The 20,354-nt window shown below is 63.3% G+C and carries 21 protein-coding genes and 2 pseudogenes; 18 read left to right on the plus strand and 5 right to left on the minus strand.

Going from position 1 to position 20,354, the window contains the following annotated elements; translation table 11 throughout:
- Positions 1-85 precede the first annotated feature (85 nt).
- From cysS to cimA, 5 genes are all read left to right on the plus strand, one after another.
- Positions 86-1,492, plus strand: coding sequence for a cysteine--tRNA ligase (cysS, locus tag P3R82_RS19030; protein WP_283194904.1), 1,407 nt, complete (start codon positions 86-88; stop codon positions 1,490-1,492).
- 212 nt (positions 1,493-1,704) lie between these two features.
- A complete protein-coding gene (locus tag P3R82_RS19035; protein WP_283194905.1) occupies positions 1,705-2,181 on the plus strand; it encodes a GFA family protein in 477 nt (158 codons plus the stop codon).
- Positions 2,178-2,654, plus strand: a complete 477-nt coding sequence (locus P3R82_RS19040; protein ID WP_183899526.1) for a GFA family protein — start codon at positions 2,178-2,180, stop codon at positions 2,652-2,654. The genes P3R82_RS19035 and P3R82_RS19040 overlap by 4 nt, the downstream gene beginning before the upstream one ends.
- Entirely contained in the window at positions 2,651-3,610 is a 960-nt protein-coding gene (gene pip / locus P3R82_RS19045; protein ID WP_283194906.1) for a prolyl aminopeptidase, read from the plus strand. The genes P3R82_RS19040 and pip overlap by 4 nt, the downstream gene beginning before the upstream one ends.
- Before the next feature lie 249 nt (positions 3,611-3,859).
- Positions 3,860-5,473: a citramalate synthase gene (gene cimA / locus P3R82_RS19050; RefSeq protein ID WP_283194907.1), complete on the plus strand. Its 1,614-nt coding sequence runs from the start codon at positions 3,860-3,862 to the stop codon at positions 5,471-5,473.
- On the opposite strand, the gene P3R82_RS19055 is transcribed toward cimA, so the two are convergent.
- A complete protein-coding gene (locus P3R82_RS19055; protein ID WP_283194908.1) occupies positions 5,422-6,354 on the minus strand; it encodes an rRNA adenine N-6-methyltransferase family protein in 933 nt (310 codons plus the stop codon). The genes cimA and P3R82_RS19055 overlap by 52 nt on opposite strands.
- A 113-nt stretch (positions 6,355-6,467) precedes the next feature.
- Between P3R82_RS19055 and rarD the strand changes: the two genes are divergently transcribed.
- Positions 6,468-7,382, plus strand: a complete 915-nt coding sequence (gene rarD / locus P3R82_RS19060) for an EamA family transporter RarD (RefSeq protein ID WP_283194909.1) — start codon at positions 6,468-6,470, stop codon at positions 7,380-7,382.
- A 17-nt stretch (positions 7,383-7,399) separates the two neighbouring features.
- Here the strand turns inward: rarD and P3R82_RS19065 are convergent, their stop codons facing one another.
- Positions 7,400-8,023 carry a TIGR00730 family Rossman fold protein gene (locus tag P3R82_RS19065; protein WP_283194910.1) on the minus strand — a complete coding sequence of 208 codons (624 nt, stop codon included), beginning with the start codon at positions 8,021-8,023 and terminating at the stop codon, positions 7,400-7,402.
- Positions 8,024-8,178: 155 nt separating this feature from the next.
- Here P3R82_RS19065 and P3R82_RS19070 point away from each other — a divergent pair, with 155 nt between their 5' ends.
- The 5 genes from P3R82_RS19070 (at position 8,179) to P3R82_RS19090 (ending at position 14,324) form a co-directional block, all read left to right on the plus strand.
- Entirely contained in the window at positions 8,179-10,179 is a 2,001-nt protein-coding gene (locus P3R82_RS19070; RefSeq protein WP_283194911.1) for an Ig-like domain-containing protein, read from the plus strand.
- Positions 10,180-10,389: 210 nt separating this feature from the next.
- Positions 10,390-12,267 (plus strand): ABC transporter ATP-binding protein/permease, encoded by a 1,878-nt coding sequence (locus P3R82_RS19075; protein ID WP_283194912.1) that lies wholly within the window; start codon positions 10,390-10,392, stop codon positions 12,265-12,267.
- A gap of 50 nt (positions 12,268-12,317) precedes the next feature.
- A complete protein-coding gene (locus tag P3R82_RS19080) occupies positions 12,318-13,094 on the plus strand; it encodes a phosphatidylserine decarboxylase (RefSeq protein WP_283194913.1) in 777 nt (258 codons plus the stop codon).
- A 19-nt stretch (positions 13,095-13,113) separates the two neighbouring features.
- Positions 13,114-13,962, plus strand: a complete 849-nt coding sequence (locus P3R82_RS19085; RefSeq protein ID WP_283194914.1) for a phosphatidylcholine/phosphatidylserine synthase — start codon at positions 13,114-13,116, stop codon at positions 13,960-13,962.
- Between the two features lie 224 nt (positions 13,963-14,186).
- On the plus strand, positions 14,187-14,324 hold the full coding sequence (locus tag P3R82_RS19090; protein ID WP_183899517.1) for a hypothetical protein: 138 nt from the start codon (positions 14,187-14,189) through the stop codon (positions 14,322-14,324).
- Here P3R82_RS19090 and P3R82_RS19095 read toward each other — a convergent pair.
- The 3 genes and pseudogenes from P3R82_RS19095 to P3R82_RS19105 form a co-directional block, all read right to left on the minus strand.
- Positions 14,325-14,945, minus strand: a pseudogene (locus P3R82_RS19095) (LysE/ArgO family amino acid transporter). It abuts the gene before it with no gap.
- A 37-nt stretch (positions 14,946-14,982) separates the two neighbouring features.
- Positions 14,983-15,747 carry an SOS response-associated peptidase gene (locus P3R82_RS19100; protein WP_283194915.1) on the minus strand — a complete coding sequence of 255 codons (765 nt, stop codon included), beginning with the start codon at positions 15,745-15,747 and terminating at the stop codon, positions 14,983-14,985.
- Positions 15,748-15,822: 75 nt separating this feature from the next.
- A pseudogene (locus tag P3R82_RS19105) lies at positions 15,823-16,142 on the minus strand (YnfA family protein).
- A 94-nt stretch (positions 16,143-16,236) separates the two neighbouring features.
- On the opposite strand from P3R82_RS19105, the gene P3R82_RS19110 reads away from it, so the two are divergent.
- From P3R82_RS19110 to P3R82_RS19140, 7 genes are all read left to right on the plus strand, one after another.
- A complete protein-coding gene (locus P3R82_RS19110; RefSeq protein WP_283194916.1) occupies positions 16,237-16,656 on the plus strand; it encodes an NUDIX domain-containing protein in 420 nt (139 codons plus the stop codon).
- A gap of 73 nt (positions 16,657-16,729) precedes the next feature.
- A complete protein-coding gene (locus P3R82_RS19115; protein ID WP_283194917.1) occupies positions 16,730-17,161 on the plus strand; it encodes a TIGR02301 family protein in 432 nt (143 codons plus the stop codon).
- Positions 17,162-17,261: 100 nt separating this feature from the next.
- The gene (locus tag P3R82_RS19120; RefSeq protein WP_183899511.1) at positions 17,262-17,519 is read left to right on the plus strand and encodes a hypothetical protein; all 258 of its coding nucleotides are present in this window, start codon (positions 17,262-17,264) and stop codon (positions 17,517-17,519) included.
- 13 nt (positions 17,520-17,532) lie between these two features.
- Positions 17,533-18,270: a hypothetical protein gene (locus P3R82_RS19125; protein WP_183899510.1), complete on the plus strand. Its 738-nt coding sequence runs from the start codon at positions 17,533-17,535 to the stop codon at positions 18,268-18,270.
- A 61-nt stretch (positions 18,271-18,331) separates the two neighbouring features.
- Complete coding sequence (locus P3R82_RS19130) at positions 18,332-19,168, plus strand: folate-binding protein YgfZ (protein WP_283194918.1); 837 nt, start codon at positions 18,332-18,334, stop codon at positions 19,166-19,168.
- A 29-nt stretch (positions 19,169-19,197) separates the two neighbouring features.
- Entirely contained in the window at positions 19,198-19,767 is a 570-nt protein-coding gene (locus P3R82_RS19135) for an HD family hydrolase (protein ID WP_283196378.1), read from the plus strand.
- Positions 19,764-20,285 (plus strand): tyrosine phosphatase family protein, encoded by a 522-nt coding sequence (locus P3R82_RS19140; RefSeq protein ID WP_283194919.1) that lies wholly within the window; start codon positions 19,764-19,766, stop codon positions 20,283-20,285. Before P3R82_RS19135 ends, P3R82_RS19140 begins: the two co-directional genes overlap by 4 nt.
- Positions 20,286-20,354 lie beyond the last annotated feature (69 nt).

Below are 20,354 nucleotides of genomic sequence, written 5' to 3' on the forward strand. Positions count from 1 at the left end.
GTCTCCCAACACGCCAAGATGACAAACGCCCCGGCCCGCCGGCGGCGATACGTTTTTCGGATTATGGCATTTTGGGAGAATAAACATGGACGGCCAGTCGGGATCGAAGACGCCGGAACTCAAGCTCTACAACACGCTGACGCGCGAGCGGACGGTTTTCGCACCGATCGATCGCGACAACGTGCGCATGTATGTCTGCGGCCCGACCGTCTATGACTTCGCCCATATCGGCAACGCCCGCCCTGTCATCGTCTTCGACATTCTGTTTCGGCTGCTGAAGCACGTCTATGGCGACGATCACGTCACCTATGCGCGCAACATCACCGACGTCGACGACAAGATCAATGCGCGGGCGCTGCGCGATCATCCGAGCCTCTCGCTGAACGACGCGATCCATGCGGTGACCGAGAAGACGGCACGGCAGTTCCACGAGGACGTCGCCGCACTCGGCTGCCTGGAGCCATCGGTGGAGCCCCGCGCGACGGACAATATCGCGCAGATGATCGAGATCATCGGTCGGCTGATTGCGCGTGGCCACGCCTATGAGGCCGAGGGCGAGGTGTTGTTCGACACCAAGTCGATGGCCGATTACGGCCAGCTTTCCAAGCGCCCGCTCGACGAGCAGCAGGCCGGCGCCCGCATCGCGGTCGACGCGCACAAGAAGAACCCCGGCGACTTCGTTCTCTGGAAGGCCTCCAGCGACAGCGAGCCCGGCTGGGAAAGCCCCTGGGGCCGCGGGCGTCCGGGCTGGCATATCGAGTGCTCGGCGATGAGCCAGCGCTATCTCGGCGACGTCTTCGATATCCATGGCGGCGGGCTCGACCTGATCTTCCCGCACCATGAAAACGAGATCGCCCAGTCGCGCTGCGCGCACGGCACCGAGGTGATGGCGAACGTGTGGATGCACAACGGCTTCGTGCAGGTCGAAGGCCGCAAGATGTCGAAGTCGGAAGGCAACTTCATCACCATCAACGAGTTGCTGGCGACCGAGAAATTCGGTGGTCGCAAGTGGCCGGGCGCGGTGCTGCGCCTTGCCATGCTGATGACGCATTACCGCGAGCCGATCGATTTTTCGGTCAAGCGCCTGGAAGAGGCAGAACGCCTGCTGGCGAAGTGGCCGGCGGCCGACGCCGGCGACGCCGCGCCGTCTGATGCGGTCCTCGGCGCGCTCCGCGACGATCTCAACACGGTGGCTGCCGTGCAGGCGCTGCATGCGCTGGCCCAGGACGCCAACGCCGACAAATCGCTGTTGCCGACCTACGCCGCGAGTGCCGCCCTGCTCGGTCTTCTGCCCGAGATGGCGGAGATCGACGAGGCTGTGGCGATCGAGATCGACCGGCGCGTGAAGGCACGGCTGGAACTGCTGAAGGCCAAGAACTTCGCCGAGGCCGACAAGATCCGCGACACGCTGCTGGCCGAGGGCGTGCAGCTGAAGGACGGCAAGGATGCAGCGACCGGCGAGCGGGTGACGACGTGGGAGTTGAAGCGGTGACAGCGGAAGTCTCGGCGTCGGAGCTTGTGGCGAATGCCCCTCCCCAACCCCCTCCCCACAAGGGGGAGGGGCTATAGTGCCGCGACCACCCGCTTCACCTTGGTCACAGTGCATGCGGTTTCTCGAAGTGAGGCATCGCCACGGGTTAGCCCTCCCCCTTGTGGGGAGGGTTGGGAGGGGTCTATGCATCCAGCGCAACGGAGGATTGCCGAATGACGACCTACACCGGCGGCTGCCAGTGCGGCGCGATCCGTTTCCGGGTCCGGGGGACGCTCACGGACTCCTCGATCTGCCATTGCCGCATGTGCCAGAAGGCCTTCGGCGCCTATTACGCGCCGCTGGTATCGGTGCGTGGCGCCGAGCTTGAATGGACGCGGGGTGAGCGGAAGCGGTTCCGGTCGTCCAACGTCGTCGAGCGCGGCTTCTGCGCCGATTGCGGCACGCCGCTCACCTATGAGGCGCCGGATGGGATCGCGATTGCCGCCGGTGCCTTCGACGATCCCTCGGCGCTGCCGCCGGTGATCCAGTTCGGCACCGAGCGCAAGATCGACTTCGTCGACCACCTGCACGAACTGCCGGCCCGCGTCACCGAGGACGATGCCGAGGCAGCACCCTTCGTGCTCGATCTCGTCTCCAACCAACACCCCGACCACGACACGGCCGAATGGCCATCTGGAGCATCATCATGAGCGAACCCATCCGGACAGGCGGATGCCAATGCGGCGCCGTGCGTTTTCGTATCTCGGCCAAGCTCGGGCGACCGTCGATCTGCCATTGCCGCATGTGCCAGAAGCAGTTCGGCGGGTTCTTCTCGGCGTTGGTGACGGCACCCGAGGAGGGTCTAGAGTGGACGCGCGGCGCGCCGAGCTATTTCCAGTCGTCCGTCAACATCGAGCGCGGCTTCTGTAAGGATTGCGGCACGCCGATGATCTACAGGCATCCCGGCGGGCTCGAGCTTGCGATCGGGACCTTCGACGACCGCAGCGATCTCGCGCCACAGATCCAGGTGAACTACGAGGCGCGCGTCCCCTGGGTCGAGACGATCTTCGACCAGCCGGTTCATACCGACCCCGATTTTTATGCACGGCAGGAGGCGATCATCTCCTTCCAGCATCCCGATCACGATACCAATATCTGGCCAGCCCAAGGCGTGAAAATATGACCGAAGTTCTCCGAACGCTCTATCCCGAAATCGAACCCTATGCGTCGGGCCATCTCGATGTCGGCGACGGGCACATGATCTACTGGGAACGCTCGGGCACGCCGGGCGCGAAGCCAGCCGTCTTTCTGCATGGCGGCCCCGGCGGCGGGATTTCGCCGAGCCATCGGCGGCTGTTCGATCCCGCGCTCTACGACGTGACGCTGTTCGACCAGCGCGGCTGCGGCCGCTCGACGCCGCATGCCGATCTCAATGCCAACACCACCTGGCACCTGGTCTCCGACATCGAGCGACTGCGCGAGATGGCCGGCGCCGACAAATGGCAGGTCTTCGGCGGTTCCTGGGGATCGACGCTGGCGCTCGCCTATGCCGAGAAATATCCCGAGCGCGTATCCGAACTGATCGTGCGCGGGATCTATACGCTGACGAAGGCCGAGCTCGACTGGTACTATCAGTTCGGCGTCTCCGAGATGTTTCCGGACAAGTGGGAGCGCTTCATCGCGCCGATCCCTGAGAACGAGCGGCATGAGATGATGCACGCCTATCACCGCCGGTTGACCCATGAGGACAAGGCGGTGCGGCTGGACGCGGCCAAGGCCTGGAGCATCTGGGAAGGCGAGACGATCACGCTGATGCCTGAGCCTTCGACCAGCGACAAGTTCGAGGAGGCCGAGTTCGCCTATGCCTTCGCGCGTATCGAGAACCACTTCTTCGTCAATGCCGGCTGGATGGAGGAAGGTCAGTTGCTGCGCGACGCGCACAAGCTGAGGGACATTCCCGGTCTCATCGTGCACGGTCGCTACGACATGCCCTGCCCGGCCAAATATGCCTGGGCGCTGCACAAGGCCTGGCCGAAGGCGGATTTCCACCTGATCGAGGGTGCGGGACATGCCTATTCGGAGCCTGGGATCCTCGACAGGCTGATCCGGGCGACGGATATGTTCGCGGGGAAGAGCTGAGGGAACTGCGGGTGAGGAACTGCGGGAACTGTGCCTGTGGCCCCCTCATCCGCCTGCCGGCACCTTCTCCCCAGTGGGGAGAAGAGACTCGTTGCGGCCTCTCGCTCGTCCAGCGACGTATGCTGTTGGAGCGGTGCCGGTGCGTCACATCCCTTCTCCCCCACGGGGAGAAGGTGGCGGCAGCCGGATGAGGGGGCTTCCGCACAACGCTAAATTTTACAACACACCCGGCCACCGGGAGGAACCGACATGAAAGACCGCATCTATCTCTTCGACACCACGCTGCGCGACGGGCAGCAGACGCCGGGCATCGATTTTTCCGTCGAGGACAAGATCGCCATCGCCACCATGCTCGACGAATTCGGGCTGGATTACATCGAGGGCGGCTATCCGGGTGCGAATCCGACGGATACGGCTTTCTTCAACGAGAAGCGCACCCGCAACGCCTCTTTCGTCGCTTTTGGCATGACCAAGCGCGCCGGCGTTTCGGCTTCCAACGATCCGGGGCTCACCGGCCTGCTGCAGGCGAAGAGCGACGCGGTCTGTCTGGTCGCCAAGAGCTGGGACTATCACGTCAAGGTCGCACTCGGCTGCTCCAACGAGGAGAACCTCGAAAGCATCTCCGAGAGCGTCAAGGCCGTGGTCGCCGCCGGCAAGGAGGCGATGGTCGATTGCGAGCATTTCTTCGACGGCTACAAGGCCAATCCTGAGTATGCGCTCGCCTGCGCCAGGGCGGCCCATGATGCCGGCGCGCGATGGGTCGTGCTCTGCGACACCAATGGCGGCACGCAGCCGCCCGAAGTCCGCGACATCGTCGGGGCGGTGATCGCCGCAAGCGTTCCCGGGCACTGTCTTGGCATCCATGCCCACAACGACACCGGCCAGGCGGTCGCCAATTCGCTCGCCGCCGTGGAGGCCGGCGTGCGGCAGATCCAGGGCACGCTCAACGGCATCGGCGAGCGCTGCGGCAACGCCAATCTGGTGACGCTGATCCCGACGCTGGCGTTGAAGGAAACCTATTCCTCGCGCTTCGTCACTGCCATCGACCCGGAACGTCTTCTCAATCTGACGCGGCTGTCGCATGCGTTCGACGAGCTGTTGAACCGCTCGCCCGATCACCAGCTGCCCTATGTCGGCGCATCCGCCTTCGCGACCAAGGCCGGCATCCATGCCTCGGCGCTGCTCAAGGACCCGCGCACCTACGAGCATGTGACGCCGGAGAGCGTCGGCAATTTCCGCAAGGTGATGGTGTCGGACCAGGGCGGCAAGGCGAATTTCATCAACGCGCTGAAGCGGCGCGGCATCGAGGTTGGCAAGGACGATCCGAAGCTCGACCGGCTGATCTCGCTAGTCAAGGAACGCGAAGCCTCGGGCTATGCCTATGAAGGTGCCGATGCCAGCTTCGAGCTTTTGGCGCGGCGCACACTCGGCACGATCCCCGAATTCTTCTCGGTCGAGGGATTCCGGGTGATGGTGGAGCGTCGGTTCGATTCACACGGGAAGGTGAAGATTGTTTCCGAGGCGGTCGTGAAGCTCGGCGTCGATGGCCAGACCATCATGTCGGTGGCGGAAGGCGATGGTCCGGTCAACGCACTCGACCTCGCGCTGCGCAAGGATTTCGGCAAATACCAGCACGAGATCGACGATCTGGTCCTGGCCGACTTCAAGGTGCGTATCCTCAACGGCGGCACGGAAGCGATCACCCGCGTGCTCATCGAATCCACCGACAGCGACGGCGTGCGCTGGTGGACGGTCGGCGTCTCGGAAAACATTATCGATGCCTCGTTCCAGGCACTGATGGATTCGGTCATCTACAAGCTGATGAAAAACCGGCAGCTGGCGGGAAAGATCGCGGCGGAATAGGACCGCTCAATGCAGGTTGGCCATGACGAGGCCCCAGCGTTCCTGCGAGTACCATTCCTGCTCGGTCTTGACCGCATTCCAGCGCAGCGCGTGAATGCGGTTGAGCCCTCCTGCGTGGAAGGCACGATCGAGCGCGGCATAGGTGGACAGATCGCCCGAGATCCCTCGCCCCAGACGAAATTGACCGGCTGCAGAAAGCGCGCGCTCAATTCCTCCCCTTCCCTGCCGATGACGAAGAAGGCGGCCTGCGAGGTGACGCCGAGCAGCCGACCTTCGCCGCCAATCGCGGGTGTGCCGAGCGGAAACAGCAGCCGTCCGCCGGACGCAAGCTTGTCGATCCAGGGTTCGGCCGGATGATGCAGAGCGAAATTCACGTAGACGACATCCGCAGCCTCACGGGGCCATTCGAGGCCGTTTCCATTGACGACCTCGACGTTTTCGTATCGCTCGAGATTGCGCCTGGCCTGCTGCGCCAGTTCCGCGTCGAACTCGACGGCCACGACGCGGCCGGTCTTTCCGACGATTTCCGCGATGATCGCGGTATAGTAGCCGCTGCCGGCGCCGATGTGGCAGACGGTCTCGCCCTTGCGCAACTTCAACCGGTGCAAGGCGCCCGCATGCAGGCTCGGGCTGCCATTGTACACCTGGCGATCGGCCTGCAGCGCGAAGAGCAGATCCTGATAGAGGACGACCGGATCGTCTGACGGCACCTCCATGTAGCGCTTCCAGTCGCGCATCTTCCACGGCGGCGGCCCCAGAAAGTTCTCGCGCGGCACAATGGAGAAAGCACTCAGCAGCGCCTCATTGCGGTCGACGCCGGCTCTGGCCAGCATTTGCGCGGCGTATGCGCGGCGGCAGATTTTCAGCTCGGCGTCATCCACGATCGCATCCTTGTCCTTCAGCCGTATCGAATATCGCTTCAACGAAATGAATTGGCCTATTCATGGCCATTGCGCTAATCGGGTGCCAATCACAAAACCAATGGAAACACCCCATGTCCGCAGATGCAAGCATTCCGCTCGTCAAAAACGAGGACAGTCCGCGTGGCTTCGCCTTCGCGCTTACCGCCTATCTGCTCTGGGGCTTCCTGCCGATCTACATGAAGGCGGTCGCGCATATTTCGCCGGCCGAGGTGATCGCGCATCGCATCGTCTGGTCGCTGCCGCTTGCCGGCATCGTGCTTATCGTCCTCGGCCGCACGCAGGACATCCGCATCGCGCTGCGCTCACCGCGCATGCTGGCGATGGCGGCGCTGACGGCGGCGCTGATCACCGTCAACTGGGGAACCTATGTCTGGGCCATCGGCGCCGGCTATTCGCTCGATGCGGCGCTGGGCTATTTCATCAATCCGCTCTTCAGCATCTTCCTCGGCGCTGTCGTCCTCAAGGAAAAGCTGCGCCCGGCGCAGATCGGCGCGATCGCGCTGGCGGGCATCGCCGTCGTGGTACTCGCGGTCGATGGCGGCGGCATTCCGTGGATTTCGCTGACGCTGACGATTACCTGGGGCCTCTACGCGCTCTTTCGCAAGACCTTGCCGCTCGGACCGAACCAGGGGTTCTTCCTGGAGGTACTGATCCTCAGCATCCCGGCCTTCTTCTACATTCTCTATCTGGAACTGGGCACCGGCACCGGCCATTTCTATCGCACCGGCTGGACCGATACCGCGCTGCTGCTCGGCTGCGGCCTGATCACCGCCGTCCCGCTGATGATCTATGCCAACGGCGCCAAGCTCCTGAAGCTGTCGACCATCGGCATCATGCAGTATATCGCGCCGACGATGATCTTCCTGATAGCGGTCTTCCTGTTCAAGGAGCCGCTCGGCACCGCGCGGATGATCGCCTTCCCGCTCATCTGGGCAGGGCTTTGCCTCTACACCTGGTCGATGCTCAGAGGCAGCCGGGGGCGATAAGCCCCCTAACACTGACGTTACATCTTCGAAATAACGGCTTCCTCGCCGTCGCGATCGCTCGCGACTTCCGCCGCCTGCGCCATGATCGCGGGAATGATCTCTTCGATACTGTCGATGACGAGCGGCTGCACCCTGTGGGCGGTGTGGATGAAGCCCTCGTCGGTCATGTGGCGCAAAAGTTCCATCATCGGGTCCCAGAAGCCGTTGATATTGGCGAAGATCATCGGCTTTTCGTGACGGCCGAGCTGCGCCCAGGTCATGATCTCGATGATTTCCTCCAGCGTGCCGATGCCGCCGGGAAGCGCGACGAAGGCATCCGAGCGCTCGAACATGGTGTGTTTGCGCGCATGCATGTCCGGCGTTACAATCAACTCGTTGAGCTGGCCGAGCGAGTGGCGGGTCGCCTCCATGTCGATCAGGAATTCGGGAATGATACCGGTCACCTGACCGCCATTCGAGAGCGCACCGTTCGCAACCGCCCCCATGATGCCCTTGGTGCCGCCGCCGTAGATCAGGCGCAGGCCGTAATCGGCGATTTCCTTGCCCAGCGCGCGGCCGGCGGCCATGTGGCTCGGGTCGCTACCGGGGCGCGAACCACAGTAGACACAGATGGAGCGAATGGAATGAGATTGATCTGTCATGGGAGCAAACAACTATTCTCTCTGGGTCCAGTCAAGAAAAATGACGGAAAACGTACATCTTACATTTGCCCGGCTACTTTGACTGCTTGTGCAAAGCAACGGGAATCGCTAGCAATTTCAGGAAGTCTGGCAAGATTGCCGCTTGGGGAGCCCTGATGATGAAAAACCGCGCCGGCTTGCTGGCCCTTGCAGTGCTTGTAATCGCAATTCTGTTGATGGTCTTTGTCATCATGCCCCGTATCGGTGGCGATGCCGCCAAGGTCGGTGACGCAATCAATCAGGCAAGCTCCGAGGTCAAGAAAACCGTAACCGAATCCGCCAAGACGTCGCGTCCGTCGGCGCCCGACGATGCCGCGACCGCGCAGAAGCTCGGCGGCCTGACGACGGCGGCCGGACAGGCACTTGGCGAACTTAAGGCGCTGTTTGCCGACGGCAAGGGCCCGGCCGACGATGTTTACGCGGCCGCCAAGACGAAGACGATCGCAGCGCTTCAGGCGCTCGTCGATTTCGCCGCACCCGAGGGCACCAACCCGATCACCACGGCCGCGATCGACAAGGCCAAGGCCGGCGCCGCCAAGGCGCTGTCCATCATCCAGGCGCTGCCCGAGACGATCGCCGACGCGGCCGCCGCCATCGCCCGCGCCGAAGCCGCGCTCACGGGCGCGCCGGAGCCCGCGGCCCCCGCCGCAAACCAGACCGAGGACAATGCGGCCGCGACGGTGCCGGCCGGCCCGAAACTGCCGACCTTCGACGTGCTGCGCGTCGAGCCTGATGGCTCCACCGTCATCGCCGGTTCGGCGGAACCAAACAGCAAGCTCGAAATCCTCGACCGCGACACGGTGCTGATGGGAACCGATGTCGGCGACAACGGCGATTTCGTCGCCGTTCTGGAAAATCCGCTGTCCAGCGGCGACCACCAGCTGCAACTGCGCGCGACGGCCAAGGACGGCAAGGTGACGACCTCCGAAGAGATCGCCACCATCTCGATCCCGAAGGACGGCAATGCATCGCAGCTGCTCGCCATGGTCTCAAAGCCAGGCGCCGCCAGCCGCATCATCACCGCTCCCGGTGTGACGCCACCGACAGCCGCGAGCGGCGCCACCGCGACCGACCAGGCCTCGGCAGCGCCGCAGGTACAGGCTCCCGCGACATCAGACACGGCGGCCGAGCCGACGACAGCGGCGGCCGCCGCCGACGTCCGGGTCAATGCCGTCGAGATCGAGGGCGACAAGATCTTCGTCGCCGGCACCGCGAAGCCTCAGTCCAACGTGTTCGGCTATGCCGACGACAAGCTGATCGGCAAGGCCAAGGCCGGCCCGGACGGCCACTTCGTCATCGATGGCGTGATGCCGCTTGCCGTTGGCGACCACAAGATCCGGGTCGACGTCGTCGATGCCGCCGGCAAGGTTCTGGTTCGCGCTTCCGTGAACTTCAACCGCCCCGAAGGCAACCAGGTCACGGTGGCCGCCCAGTCCGGCACGCCCGCCGGCAATGCGACCGCGCCGATGCTGTCTATTGACGAGAGTGCGCTCGGCAAGCTGAAGAACGATGCCGCCAAGGCGTTCACGCTGCTCAGCGGCCTGTTCGGCGATGGCAAGGTGCCCGGCACCGAACAGCTCGCGGCCGCCCGTTCCGCCAACGAGTTCGCGCTGAAGGCGATCGTCGATTTCCGTGCGGCCGCCGATGCGACCGCCGATTTCAAGGAGCGGGTGACCACTTCCTCGATGAAGGCCAGCGATGCGCTGAAGCTGCTGCAGTCGCTGCCGCGCGACGCCAATTCGGTCGGCGCGGCGCTTGCAAGGCTCGGTCAGATGGTGGCCGATCTGACGGCGCCGCCGCCGGCAGCACCCACGGCACCGGCCGCCCCCGCGGCAAACGAAGTCGCCAGCGGCAACGCCGGTCCGGCGACCATCGAGCAGGCACCGCTGCAGGAGAGCAAGGAAACCGTGATCATCCGCCGCGGCGATACGCTGTGGCAGATCTCGCGCCGCATCTATGGAGCGGGCGTGCGCTACACGACGATCTACGTCGCCAACGAGGACAAGATCGTCAACCCGGACCGCATCCTGCCGGGCCAGATCTTCGGCCTTCCGAAGGACGCGCTGCCCAACGCCGAGGAGATGCATCGCAAGCGTCTATCGGGCGAACACCTCTAGGCCGACAAGAATACTGAAGATTACCGGGGCCGGCATCGATATGATCGCCGGCCTCTCTTTTCCTTTGATCCTCTTGTGTTGTATTGCTCCGCCCGGAACCCTATCTGGCTTTGACGGCGATCATGTCAGGCGGCGGCCTCGCGCTGCGCCCCTTCCCCTCTTTGCCGGCAACGCGACACTTCCAGAGCCTCCAGCGGGCCGGAGACATGCATGGCAAACGGCAAGACAGTTTCAGACTCCAACCTGTTACAGACCCTCCTCAATCTCTGGCCGTACATGTGGCCGACCGGCCGCGCCGATCTGAAGATGCGGGTCGTCTGGGCATCGGTCTATCTGCTCGTGTCGAAGTTCGTGCTGCTGCTCGTGCCCTATTTCTTCAAGTGGTCGACGGATGCGCTGAACGGCAAGTCTGATCTCGCGGGCAAGGTGCCGGATCTGCTCGTCGGTGCGATCGCGCTCGTCATCGCCTACAACCTCACCCGACTGATCCAGCTCGGCCTGAACCAGCTGCGCGACGCGCTGTTTGCCAGCGTCGGCCAGTACGCGGTGCGCCAACTCGCCTACAAGACCTTCGTGCATATGCATGAGCTGTCGCTGCGCTTTCATCTGGAGCGCAAGACGGGCGGCCTGTCGCGGATCATCGAGCGCGGCACCAAGGGCATCGAGACGATCGTGCGCTTCACGATCCTGAATTCGGTACCGACGCTGATCGAGTTCGTGCTCACCGCCATCATCTTCTGGTGGGGCTACGGCTTCTCCTATCTCGCCGTCACCGCCTTCACCGTGTGGGCCTATATCTGGTTCACCATCCGCGCCAGCGACTGGCGCATCTCCATCCGCAAGACAATGAACGACAGCGATACGGACGCCAACACCAAGGCGATCGATCTGCTTCTAAACTTCGAGACCGTCAAATATTTCGGCAACGAGGACATGGAAGCCAAGCGCTTCGATACCTCGATGGAGCGTTACGAGAAGGCGGCGACCAGCGTCTGGACGTCGCTCGGCTGGCTGAACTTCGGCCAGGGCGTGATCTTCGGCCTCGGCACGACCGTGATGCTCATCCTCTCGGCGTTGGCAGTGCAGCGCGGCGAGCAGACCGTCGGCGACTTCGTCTTCGTCAACGCCATGCTGCTGCAGCTCTCGGTACCGCTCAACTTCATCGGCTTCGTCTACCGCGAAATCCGCCAGGGCCTGACCGATATCGAGCAGATGTTCGACCTGCTCGAAGTACAGGCCGAGGTGAAGGATGCAGCCGATGCCAAGCCGCTGAACATCCAGCAGGGCGCGATCTCGTTCAAGGACGTACATTTCGCCTACGACCCTGCCCGCCCGATCCTGAAGGGGATTTCGTTCGACGTGCCGGCCGGGAAGACGGTGGCGATCGTCGGGCCGTCAGGAGCCGGCAAGTCGACCATGTCGCGGCTGCTCTATCGCTTCTACGACATCCAGAGCGGGTCCATCACCGTCGACGGCCAGGACGTGCGCGGGGTCACGCAGAAGAGCCTGCGCACCGCGATCGGCATGGTGCCGCAGGACACCGTGCTGTTCAACGACACGGTTGCCTACAACATCCGCTACGGCCGGCCGTCGGCAACCGAGGTTGAAGTGAAGACCGCAGCCGAAATCGCGCAGATCGCCCACTTCATCGACCTTCTGCCTGAAGGATCCGACACCATGGTCGGCGAGCGCGGATTGAAGCTTTCGGGCGGCGAGAAGCAGCGCGTGGCCATTGCCCGCACGATCCTCAAGGCCCCGCCGATCCTCATACTCGACGAGGCGACGTCGGCGCTCGACACCACCACGGAACGCGAGATCCAGACCGCGCTCGACGTCGTCTCGAAGAACCGCACGACGCTTGTCATCGCCCACCGTCTTTCGACGGTGATCAGCGCCGACGAGATCATCGTGCTCAAGAGCGGAGAGATCGCCGAGCGCGGCACGCATGCCGAACTCTTGCTGAAGAACGGGCTCTACGCGTCTATGTGGAGCCGCCAGCGCGAAGCGACCCAAGCCGAGGAACATCTGAAGCAGGTGCGCGAGAACGACGATCTCGGCGTGGTCAACCGGCTGGCGCCGGCCACTTGAGACTTTCGGTCGTTCGGGCCGTTGCAGGCCCGCGCGCCGCATAGATGTGCATGAAAGGGCATCGGCATTGCCCCCAGGAGTGTTTCCCTGTAACCAGCGGAGACGAAAACGCTAGGAGAGCGGCATACATGAGCTTGTTCAATACGGTACGCAACACGATCGTTCCGGTGCACAAGGAAGGTTATCCCTTCATCGCGGCCTTCTTCGTGGCCTCCCTCGTTCTCGGCTGGATCTTCAAGCCGCTGTTCTGGATCGGCCTGATCCTGACCGTGTGGTGCGCCTATTTCTTCCGTGATCCGGAGCGCATGACGCCGCAGGACGACGATCTGGTGATCTCGCCCGCCGACGGCAAGGTGTCGTCCGTGCAGATGGTCGTGCCGCCGGCTGAACTGAACCTCGGCTCGGCGCCGATGCTGCGCATCTCCGTCTTCATGAACGTCTTCAACTGCCATGTGAACCGCGCGCCCATGCGCGGCCGCATCGTCAGCATCAACTACCGCTCCGGCAGCTTCGTCAACGCCGAGCTCGACAAGGCCAGCGAAGACAACGAGCGCAACGGCCTCGTCATCGAGACCGCGCATGGCCAGATCGGCGTCGTGCAGATCGCCGGCCTCGTGGCGCGCCGCATTCTCTGCTGGGCCAATGCCAACGAGCCGCTGGATGCCGGCGAACGCTTCGGCCTGATCCGCTTCGGCTCGCGCCTCGACGTGTTCCTGCCCGAGGGCGCGCAGCCGCGCGTGACGCTCGGCCAGACGGCCGTCGCGGGTGAAACGGTGCTGGCCGAATTCGGCTCCGCCAAGGGCCCTGTCATCAGCCGCCGCGCCTGAAAACACTAGGATCGCGATCATGGAAACGCCCTTCCCGCCTTTCGAACCCAACGGTCCGCCCGATAATTCGGGGCGCGGGCCACGGCTTCGCGAGATTCCATTGCGGCTGGTCGTTCCCAACCTGATCACTATCCTTGCCATCTGCGCCGGCCTGACGGGCATTCGGCTGGCTTTCGAGAACCGCTACGAGCTCGCCGTCGGCATGGTGCTGGTCGCCGCCTTCCTCGACGGCATCGACGGACGCGTCGCGCGGCTGATGAAGGCGACGTCGAAGTTCGGCGCGCAGATGGATCTGCTTGCCGACATCGTGAATTTCGGTGTCGCGCCGGCGCTGGTCGTCTATGTCTTCGCGCTGGATCAGGCGCGTTCGCTCGGCTGGATCGCGGCTCTCATCTATGCGATCGCGGCCGGGCTGCGGCTGGCTCGCTTCAACGTCATGTCGGAGCGCGAGAACAAGGCGACCTGGCAGTCGGAATACTTCGTCGGCGTGCCGGCGCCGGCCGGCGCCATGCTGGTGCTCCTGCCCGTCTATCTCGGCTTCCTTGGAATCAGCACCGACAAGACTTTCGGATATGTTTCCGCCGGCTACACGGTGCTCATCGCCTTCCTGCTCATCAGCCGCCTGCCGGTCTGGTCCGGCAAATCGGAGGGCACCAAGCTCAGACGCGATCTGGTGCTGCCGCTGATGCTCGGCGTGGTGCTTTATGTCGCCATGCTCTCGAGCTTCACCTGGGAAGTCATGTCGCTGACCGCCGTGATCTACCTATTGACGCTGCCGTTCGGCGCCCGCAAATGGAAGCGCAAATACGGTACGCTGACGATCGAAGAGCCCGGTGTCGGCGAAGACGATATCGGCCGTCATATCTGAGCCTTTCCAGACTATCCTGACCTGACCTGCTTGACTTAGAGTCGTTGTTTTATCGCATGTCGGCAGCGCCAAACCGCTGCACACTTTTGCGTGACATGCCTCAAGCCTCGCGAATTATGGTTTGTCGACACAAATCATGATGTGTCTTGCCTCCATTTTGTCGTTATTTTAGGCAAAAAAGCAATAATTATAAGAGTTCAGGGACAAAAGTTAAGGAGAGTAACGTGACCCCGAAGAAGACAAGCGTGGAACAGCCGGCAAAGACAGACCTCAGCGCGCACTACCGTCCGCTCGGCCTGAAGGCCGTTCTCGCGGCCGCCCTGATGCTGAAGAAGCCAGCGCTCACCAAGAAGCTCGCCTGATCAGGACGTCAGGAAACGGGCGCCGAGGCTGATTGCCAGAAGCGCCATGACGATGCCGATGAGCACGTCGAGAACCCGCCATGCGGCGGGTTTGGCAAAGACCGGTTGCAGCAAGCGCGCACCGTAGCCCAGACCAAAAACCAGACAAACGATGCCGTGACGGCGCCCAGGCCGTAGGCCAGCCGGTCCGCGCCCTGATAGGCGGCCGACAGGCTGCCGAGCAGCACCACCGTATCGAGATAGACATGCGGATTGAGGAAGGTGAAGGCCAGGCACGTGGCTACCGCCGCCTTGAGACCCAGCGGCTCGGGCGTTCCCGTGCGCATCGCACCGGGATGAAGGGCGCGCCGGAACGCCATGACAGAATAGGCGCCGAGAAACAGCATGCCGCCGAGACTGACGGCCGCGATCAGGGCGGGCGAGCGTGAAACGAGCGTGCCGAGGCCGGCGACGCCGGCTGCAATCAGCACGGCGTCCGACAGGGCGCAGATCAGGCACAGAATGAAGACATGCGAGCGCATCAGCCCCCTGGCGCAGAATGAAGGCATTCTGGGCGCCGATGGCAATGATGAGGGAGGCGCCGAGGAAGAAGCCGGAGAGCGCGGCCGAAATGGAGAACATGTGAATTTCCGGATGTGACTACAGTGGGATTACAGGATCAGAAGAAGCTGAGCTGGCCGTTATCAGGCTTTTTCTTGTCAGCGGGCGGCATCGGCTTTTCCACCGGCACCGGGGTTTGCAGATCCGCACCCATGTTGGCGACCTTGTTGACCTTGTCGGACACCGGTATCGCCTCGAAGAAATCCTCCTCGACCGGCCGCATGAGATCGGCCACCTCGCGCGGTTCCTGCGTCTTGCAATCCAGCCAGCGGGCGAAATCCTCCGGCTTGATGACGACTGGCATGCGGTCGTGGATCGGGGCGATCGCGGCATTGGCTGCGGTCGTCAGGATCGCGCCGGTATCTACTTCCGAGCCGTCGGCCGAAGACCATGTTTCCAGCAGCCCGGCGAAGGCGACCACGCCGCCGTGACGCGGCCTGATCCAATAGGCCTGCGATTTCTCGCCGCTCTGCTTCGACGGACGATGCCATTCGTAGAAGCCGGAGGCTGGAACGAGCACGCGGCGATGGCGCATCGCGGCGCGGAACGACGCCTTGCCGATCGCCGTTTCCGAGCGGGCGTTGATGAGAAGCGGAAACGTCTTGGGGTCCTTCACCCAACCGGGCGTGAAGCCCCAGCGAACGAGAAGCGCGCGGCGATCCGGCAGATTGCTTCCCCTCTCCTGTCCATCGCCGGCGACAACCACCAGAATCGGCTGGGTCGGAGCGATGTTGAAGCGCGCGGGAAAATCCTCGAGGTCGAGGACACCCATGATTTCCTTCAGCTCCTCGGGGGATATGGTCAGGGCGTAGCGTCCACACATGACAATCTATTTGCACCCCGCCCATTCAGCGGTCAAGGGACTGGCCAAGGGGGAGCAGCGGCTGCGCCCGTCGGCTCAGCCTCTGGGCGCGAAGAGGATGATCGCGGAGCCAACGAGGCAGACAAGGGCACCGCCGATGTCCCAGCGATCCGGCACGCGGCTTTCGACGAGCCACAGCCAGATCAGCGAAGCGACGATGTAGATGCCGCCATAGGCCGCGAAGATCCGGCCCGCCGCGTCGCTCGGAACCAGCGTCAAGAGCCAGGCGAAGAGCGCCAGCGACACCATGCCGGGGGCCAGCCACCAGATCGGCTTTGCCAGGCGCAGCCACGCCCAGAAAGCGAAGCAACCGGCAATCTCGAAGAGGCCGCGGCGGCGTAGATGATATAAGTCACGGCAGCTGCCTTCGAATCGCTGGGATCACACTTTCTTCGCGGTTCAGATAGGCATGCGACGGCGATCACCGGCAAGCAACAAACGGCCTTTCTGATGACTTCTTCTCCGACTGCTGCATCTTCCGCGATTCTCGAGCGCGACGGACGTTTCCTGCTGGTGCTCAGGCGCAATCCGCCATCGGCGGACATGTACGCCTTTCCCGGCGGCAGGGCGGAGCCCGGGGAAACGCCCGATCAGACCGCGTTGCGCGAATTCGAGGAGGAGACGGGCATCCAAGCCCGCAATCCCGAGATCTTCGCCACCTACGACCTGAAACAGCACGGCGCCGACGGGCGCCTCACCAGCCACTTCCATCTCTCCGTTTTTCGGGTCGAGGCCGACGCCGATGCCGTCGCGGTGGCGGCCGACGACGCGGTCGCCCTCGGCTGGTTCACCGTGGACGAGATTCGCCGGCTGCCGACACCCCAGAGCGTGCTCGAATGCGCCGAACGGCTGGCGGTCGCCAGGGAATAAGGAAGGGCAATAAGCAAGGGGAAAGGCGACCCCACACCTTGTCGCCGCCACCTTCTGGGTGTCCAATACTCACATGATTCCCATTCGCCGCGTCTTGTTGTGTTTTGTTCTTGGCGTCCTGACGGCGGCGCCGACATTCGTCTCGGCACAGGGGCCGGTGACGGCTGTACCCGACGAGCCGGTTGCGCCAAAAGACGTCACCGTTCCCTACGACGACCGGCTTGGCCGGTTGGCCGAGGTGCTGGGATCGGTGCATTATCTCAGAACGCTCTGCAAGGCGCGGAACGGCGAGGAATGGCGGGCGCGAATGCAGCAACTGCTTGATTCTGAAACGAAAGACGAGCCGGGCAGAAAAGAGAAACTGACAGCGGCGTTCAATCGCGGATACCGCGCCTTCGCCTCCGTTTATACCGATTGCACACCAGCGGCGATCGTGGCAGAAGAACGCTACCGTAACGAAGGCGCAACACTTGCCACCGAAATTACGTCACGCTTTGGAAATTAACGATAAATTAACCTCTTTTCACTGCGGGACGTGTCGTTTTGGGAAAAGGCTGATAGTGTTGTTAACCAGACAGTAAGGCATGCAGTTCGAGGAAAAGCTAATGGAACCGAGCCTCAACGACATCGACGACATGATCGTCCACGAAAAGATGCAGGCGGCGCTGGAGTACCATAACGAAGCCTGGGCCGACGGCATGGCCGACGGTATCGAACCCGAGATCATCGCCGACACGGCGATCATTCACGCGCTTCGCGAAACCATTCGGCTGCACGGCGAAAAGAACGCGGAAGCCTTGCTGGAATCGTTGCGAGAACGCATGTTGGCCGGAGAGTTTTCTCCGACCCGCATCCTGCAATAACACAGAGAGTTTCATGCGCACCGATATGAAGAATGCTTCGCGGCCTGCCATCGCGCCGTTTTTGCTTGCAATCAGCCTCGGTGCCAGCAGCCTTATGGGCGCCCCATCCGCCTTCGCGCTTTCGGAGCTGCAGAAGACGCCGGGCGTTTCCGACGGCACCTCCACCGACAAGCCGCCAAGCGCGCCGGACGCATCATCAGGCGTCCCCTCGCCCGGACCTGTCATCAGCAAGCCCGCGGGCCAGAGCCCCGACACCACGCCGGGCGCGCAGGACGGCTCGAAGCCGGTCGACGTTCTCTACGATATCAGCAAGGTGCCCGAGCCGGTCCGCCGTATGCGCGAGCAGATCGTCGAAGCCGCGGCATCAGGTGACCTCGAGCGGTTGCGCCCGCTGTTCGGCACCGGCGCGACACAGACACAAGTCAGCGTCGGTGAAGCGACCGACGATCCGATCCGAACCCTGAAGGACATCTCCGGCGACCCTGACGGCAATGAGATCCTGGCAATCATTCTCGACATCATCTCGACGGGATTCGTGCACTCTGGCCAGGGCACGGCCGACGAGATGTATGTCTGGCCGTATTTCGCGGACAAGGACCTGAAGAAGCTGACGCCGCCCGAGCGTGTCGAACTGTTGCGAATCGTCACCGCGGGTGATCTCGCCGACATGCAGGAATTCGGCGGCTATAATTTCTACCGTCTCGGCATCACCCCCGACGGAAAATGGAAGTTCTTCACCGCCGGCGACTGATGCTTGCGATCCCCGCTCCGACGACATACTTCTGAGCGATAACAACGCGACAGGTGCGCCCATGCCAGCCGTATTTCTGAACGATCGCGCGCTCATCAGGGTGAGCGGCGCCGAGGCTCAGTCCTTTCTGCATAACCTGATCACCACCGATATCGTCTCGCTCGACGCGACCGAAGCGCGCCCCGGCGCATTGCTGACGCCGCAGGGCAAGATCCTGTTCGACTTCATGATCTGGCGCGATGGCGACGACTTCATCATCGAGACCGACGAAGGGCAGCGCGAGGCGCTGACGAAGCGGCTGACGATGTACAAGCTTCGCGCCGCGGTGGCACTTACCGCCGAAGGCAGCGGCGTCACCGTTTCCTGGGACGAGGCGCCCGCCGAAGGCTTCCGGGACAGCCGCTTCGCCAAGGCAGGCATCGAGGTGTTTCGTCGCCCAGGCCAGCACGGCGGCGACGACATCACCCTCTACGACGCCTTGCGCGCCACCCATGGCATCGCCGTTTCCGGTTCCGACTACGCCTTGCAGGATGCCTTTCCGCATGACGTGCTGATGGACCTGAACGGCGGACTCTCCTTCAAGAAGGGCTGTTATGTCGGCCAGGAGGTCGTTTCGCGCATGCAGCACCGCGGAACGGCACGCCGACGCGTCGTGACCGTCAGCAGCACCGAGCCGCTCCCTGCTTCGGGCACGGAGATCACCGCCAATGGCAAGCCGATCGGCACGCTCGGCTCCGTTACCGGCCATCGCGGGCTCGCCATCGTCAGGATCGATCGCGCCGGCGACGCCATGTCATCGGACACGCCGCTCCTCGCCGGCGACGTCACCGTCACCGTGGCGCTGCCGGTGTGGTCGGCGCTCGTCTTTCCGGCCGGCTCCGACGAGGCCAGCGCTTGACGACGAAGGCTCCCCGCGCCTGGCAACGCATGCTTTCCGGACGAAGGCTCGATCTGCTCGACCCCTCGCCTCTCGATGTCGAGGTGAGCGATATCGCCCACGGCCTGGCGCGCGTCGCGCGCTGGAATGGGCAGACCTCGGGCGATCACGCCTTTTCGGTCGCGCAACACAGCCTGGTGGTCGAGGACATCTTTCGGCGGCTGAACGAGGCCACGCCGGAGCAATGCCTGATGGCGCTTTTGCACGATGCGCCCGAATATGTGATCGGCGACATGATCTCGCCGTTCAAGTCCGTGGTCGGCGGCGGCTACAAGACGGTGGAGAAGCGGCTGGAGGCGGCGATCAACCTGCGGTTCGGACTGCCGCCCCACCCGTCGCGCGAACTTAAGGACAACATCAAGAAGGCCGATACGATCGCGGCTTATTTCGAGGCCTCGCAGCTCGCGGGCTTCAGCGCCAGCGAGGCGCAGAAGCTCTTCGGCCAGCCGCGCGGCATCACCAAGGAGATGCTTCTCCTGACGCCCCTGCCGGCTACGGAAGCGCAGCGGCTGTTCTGCGAGCGCTTCGCCGCTATCGACGGCATGCGGGGGAAGCCATGACATCGATCGTCGTCGCCCCGCTTGCCCGCATCGCCGAAATGGCCGTGCGGCACCGCGCCCGCGAAATGATCAGCCTGATGGCGAAGGAGCAAAGCTTCCATCGCCCGGCGGTCATCCAGGCGCACCGGCATCTGCTGCTCCACATGAACGACATCGCCTTCAAGGGTACGGGCGATCTCGTGGCCCCGGATGAAACGCATGTCCGGGATATCATCGACTTCGCGGCGCAATGGGATCAGAGGGCGCCGCTCATCGTTCATTGCTGGATGGGGGTATCGCGCTCGCCCGCCGCCGCCGTGGTCGTGGCCTTGTCGCTAAAGCCGGATCAGAGCGAAGAGGCGCTGGCGCGGCGTCTGCGCGCGGCCTCGCCCTACGCCACGCCGAACATGCGGATCATCGAGATCGGCGACGCGCTGCTTGGCCGCGATGGACGGCTGGTAAAGGCGATCAAGGGGATCGGCCGTGGTGCCGACGCGGATGGAAACGCGCCGTTCGTACTTGCGCTGGACGAAGCTTGACGGTTTTAAACGGTTGACGCGCCTGCCTTCTGTCCCATCTACGCAGGTCAACCGATAATCATTTCAAAT

This window comes from Rhizobium sp. AN80A, from assembly GCF_030053015.1.
Taxonomy (GTDB): domain Bacteria; phylum Pseudomonadota; class Alphaproteobacteria; order Rhizobiales; family Rhizobiaceae; genus Rhizobium; species Rhizobium metallidurans.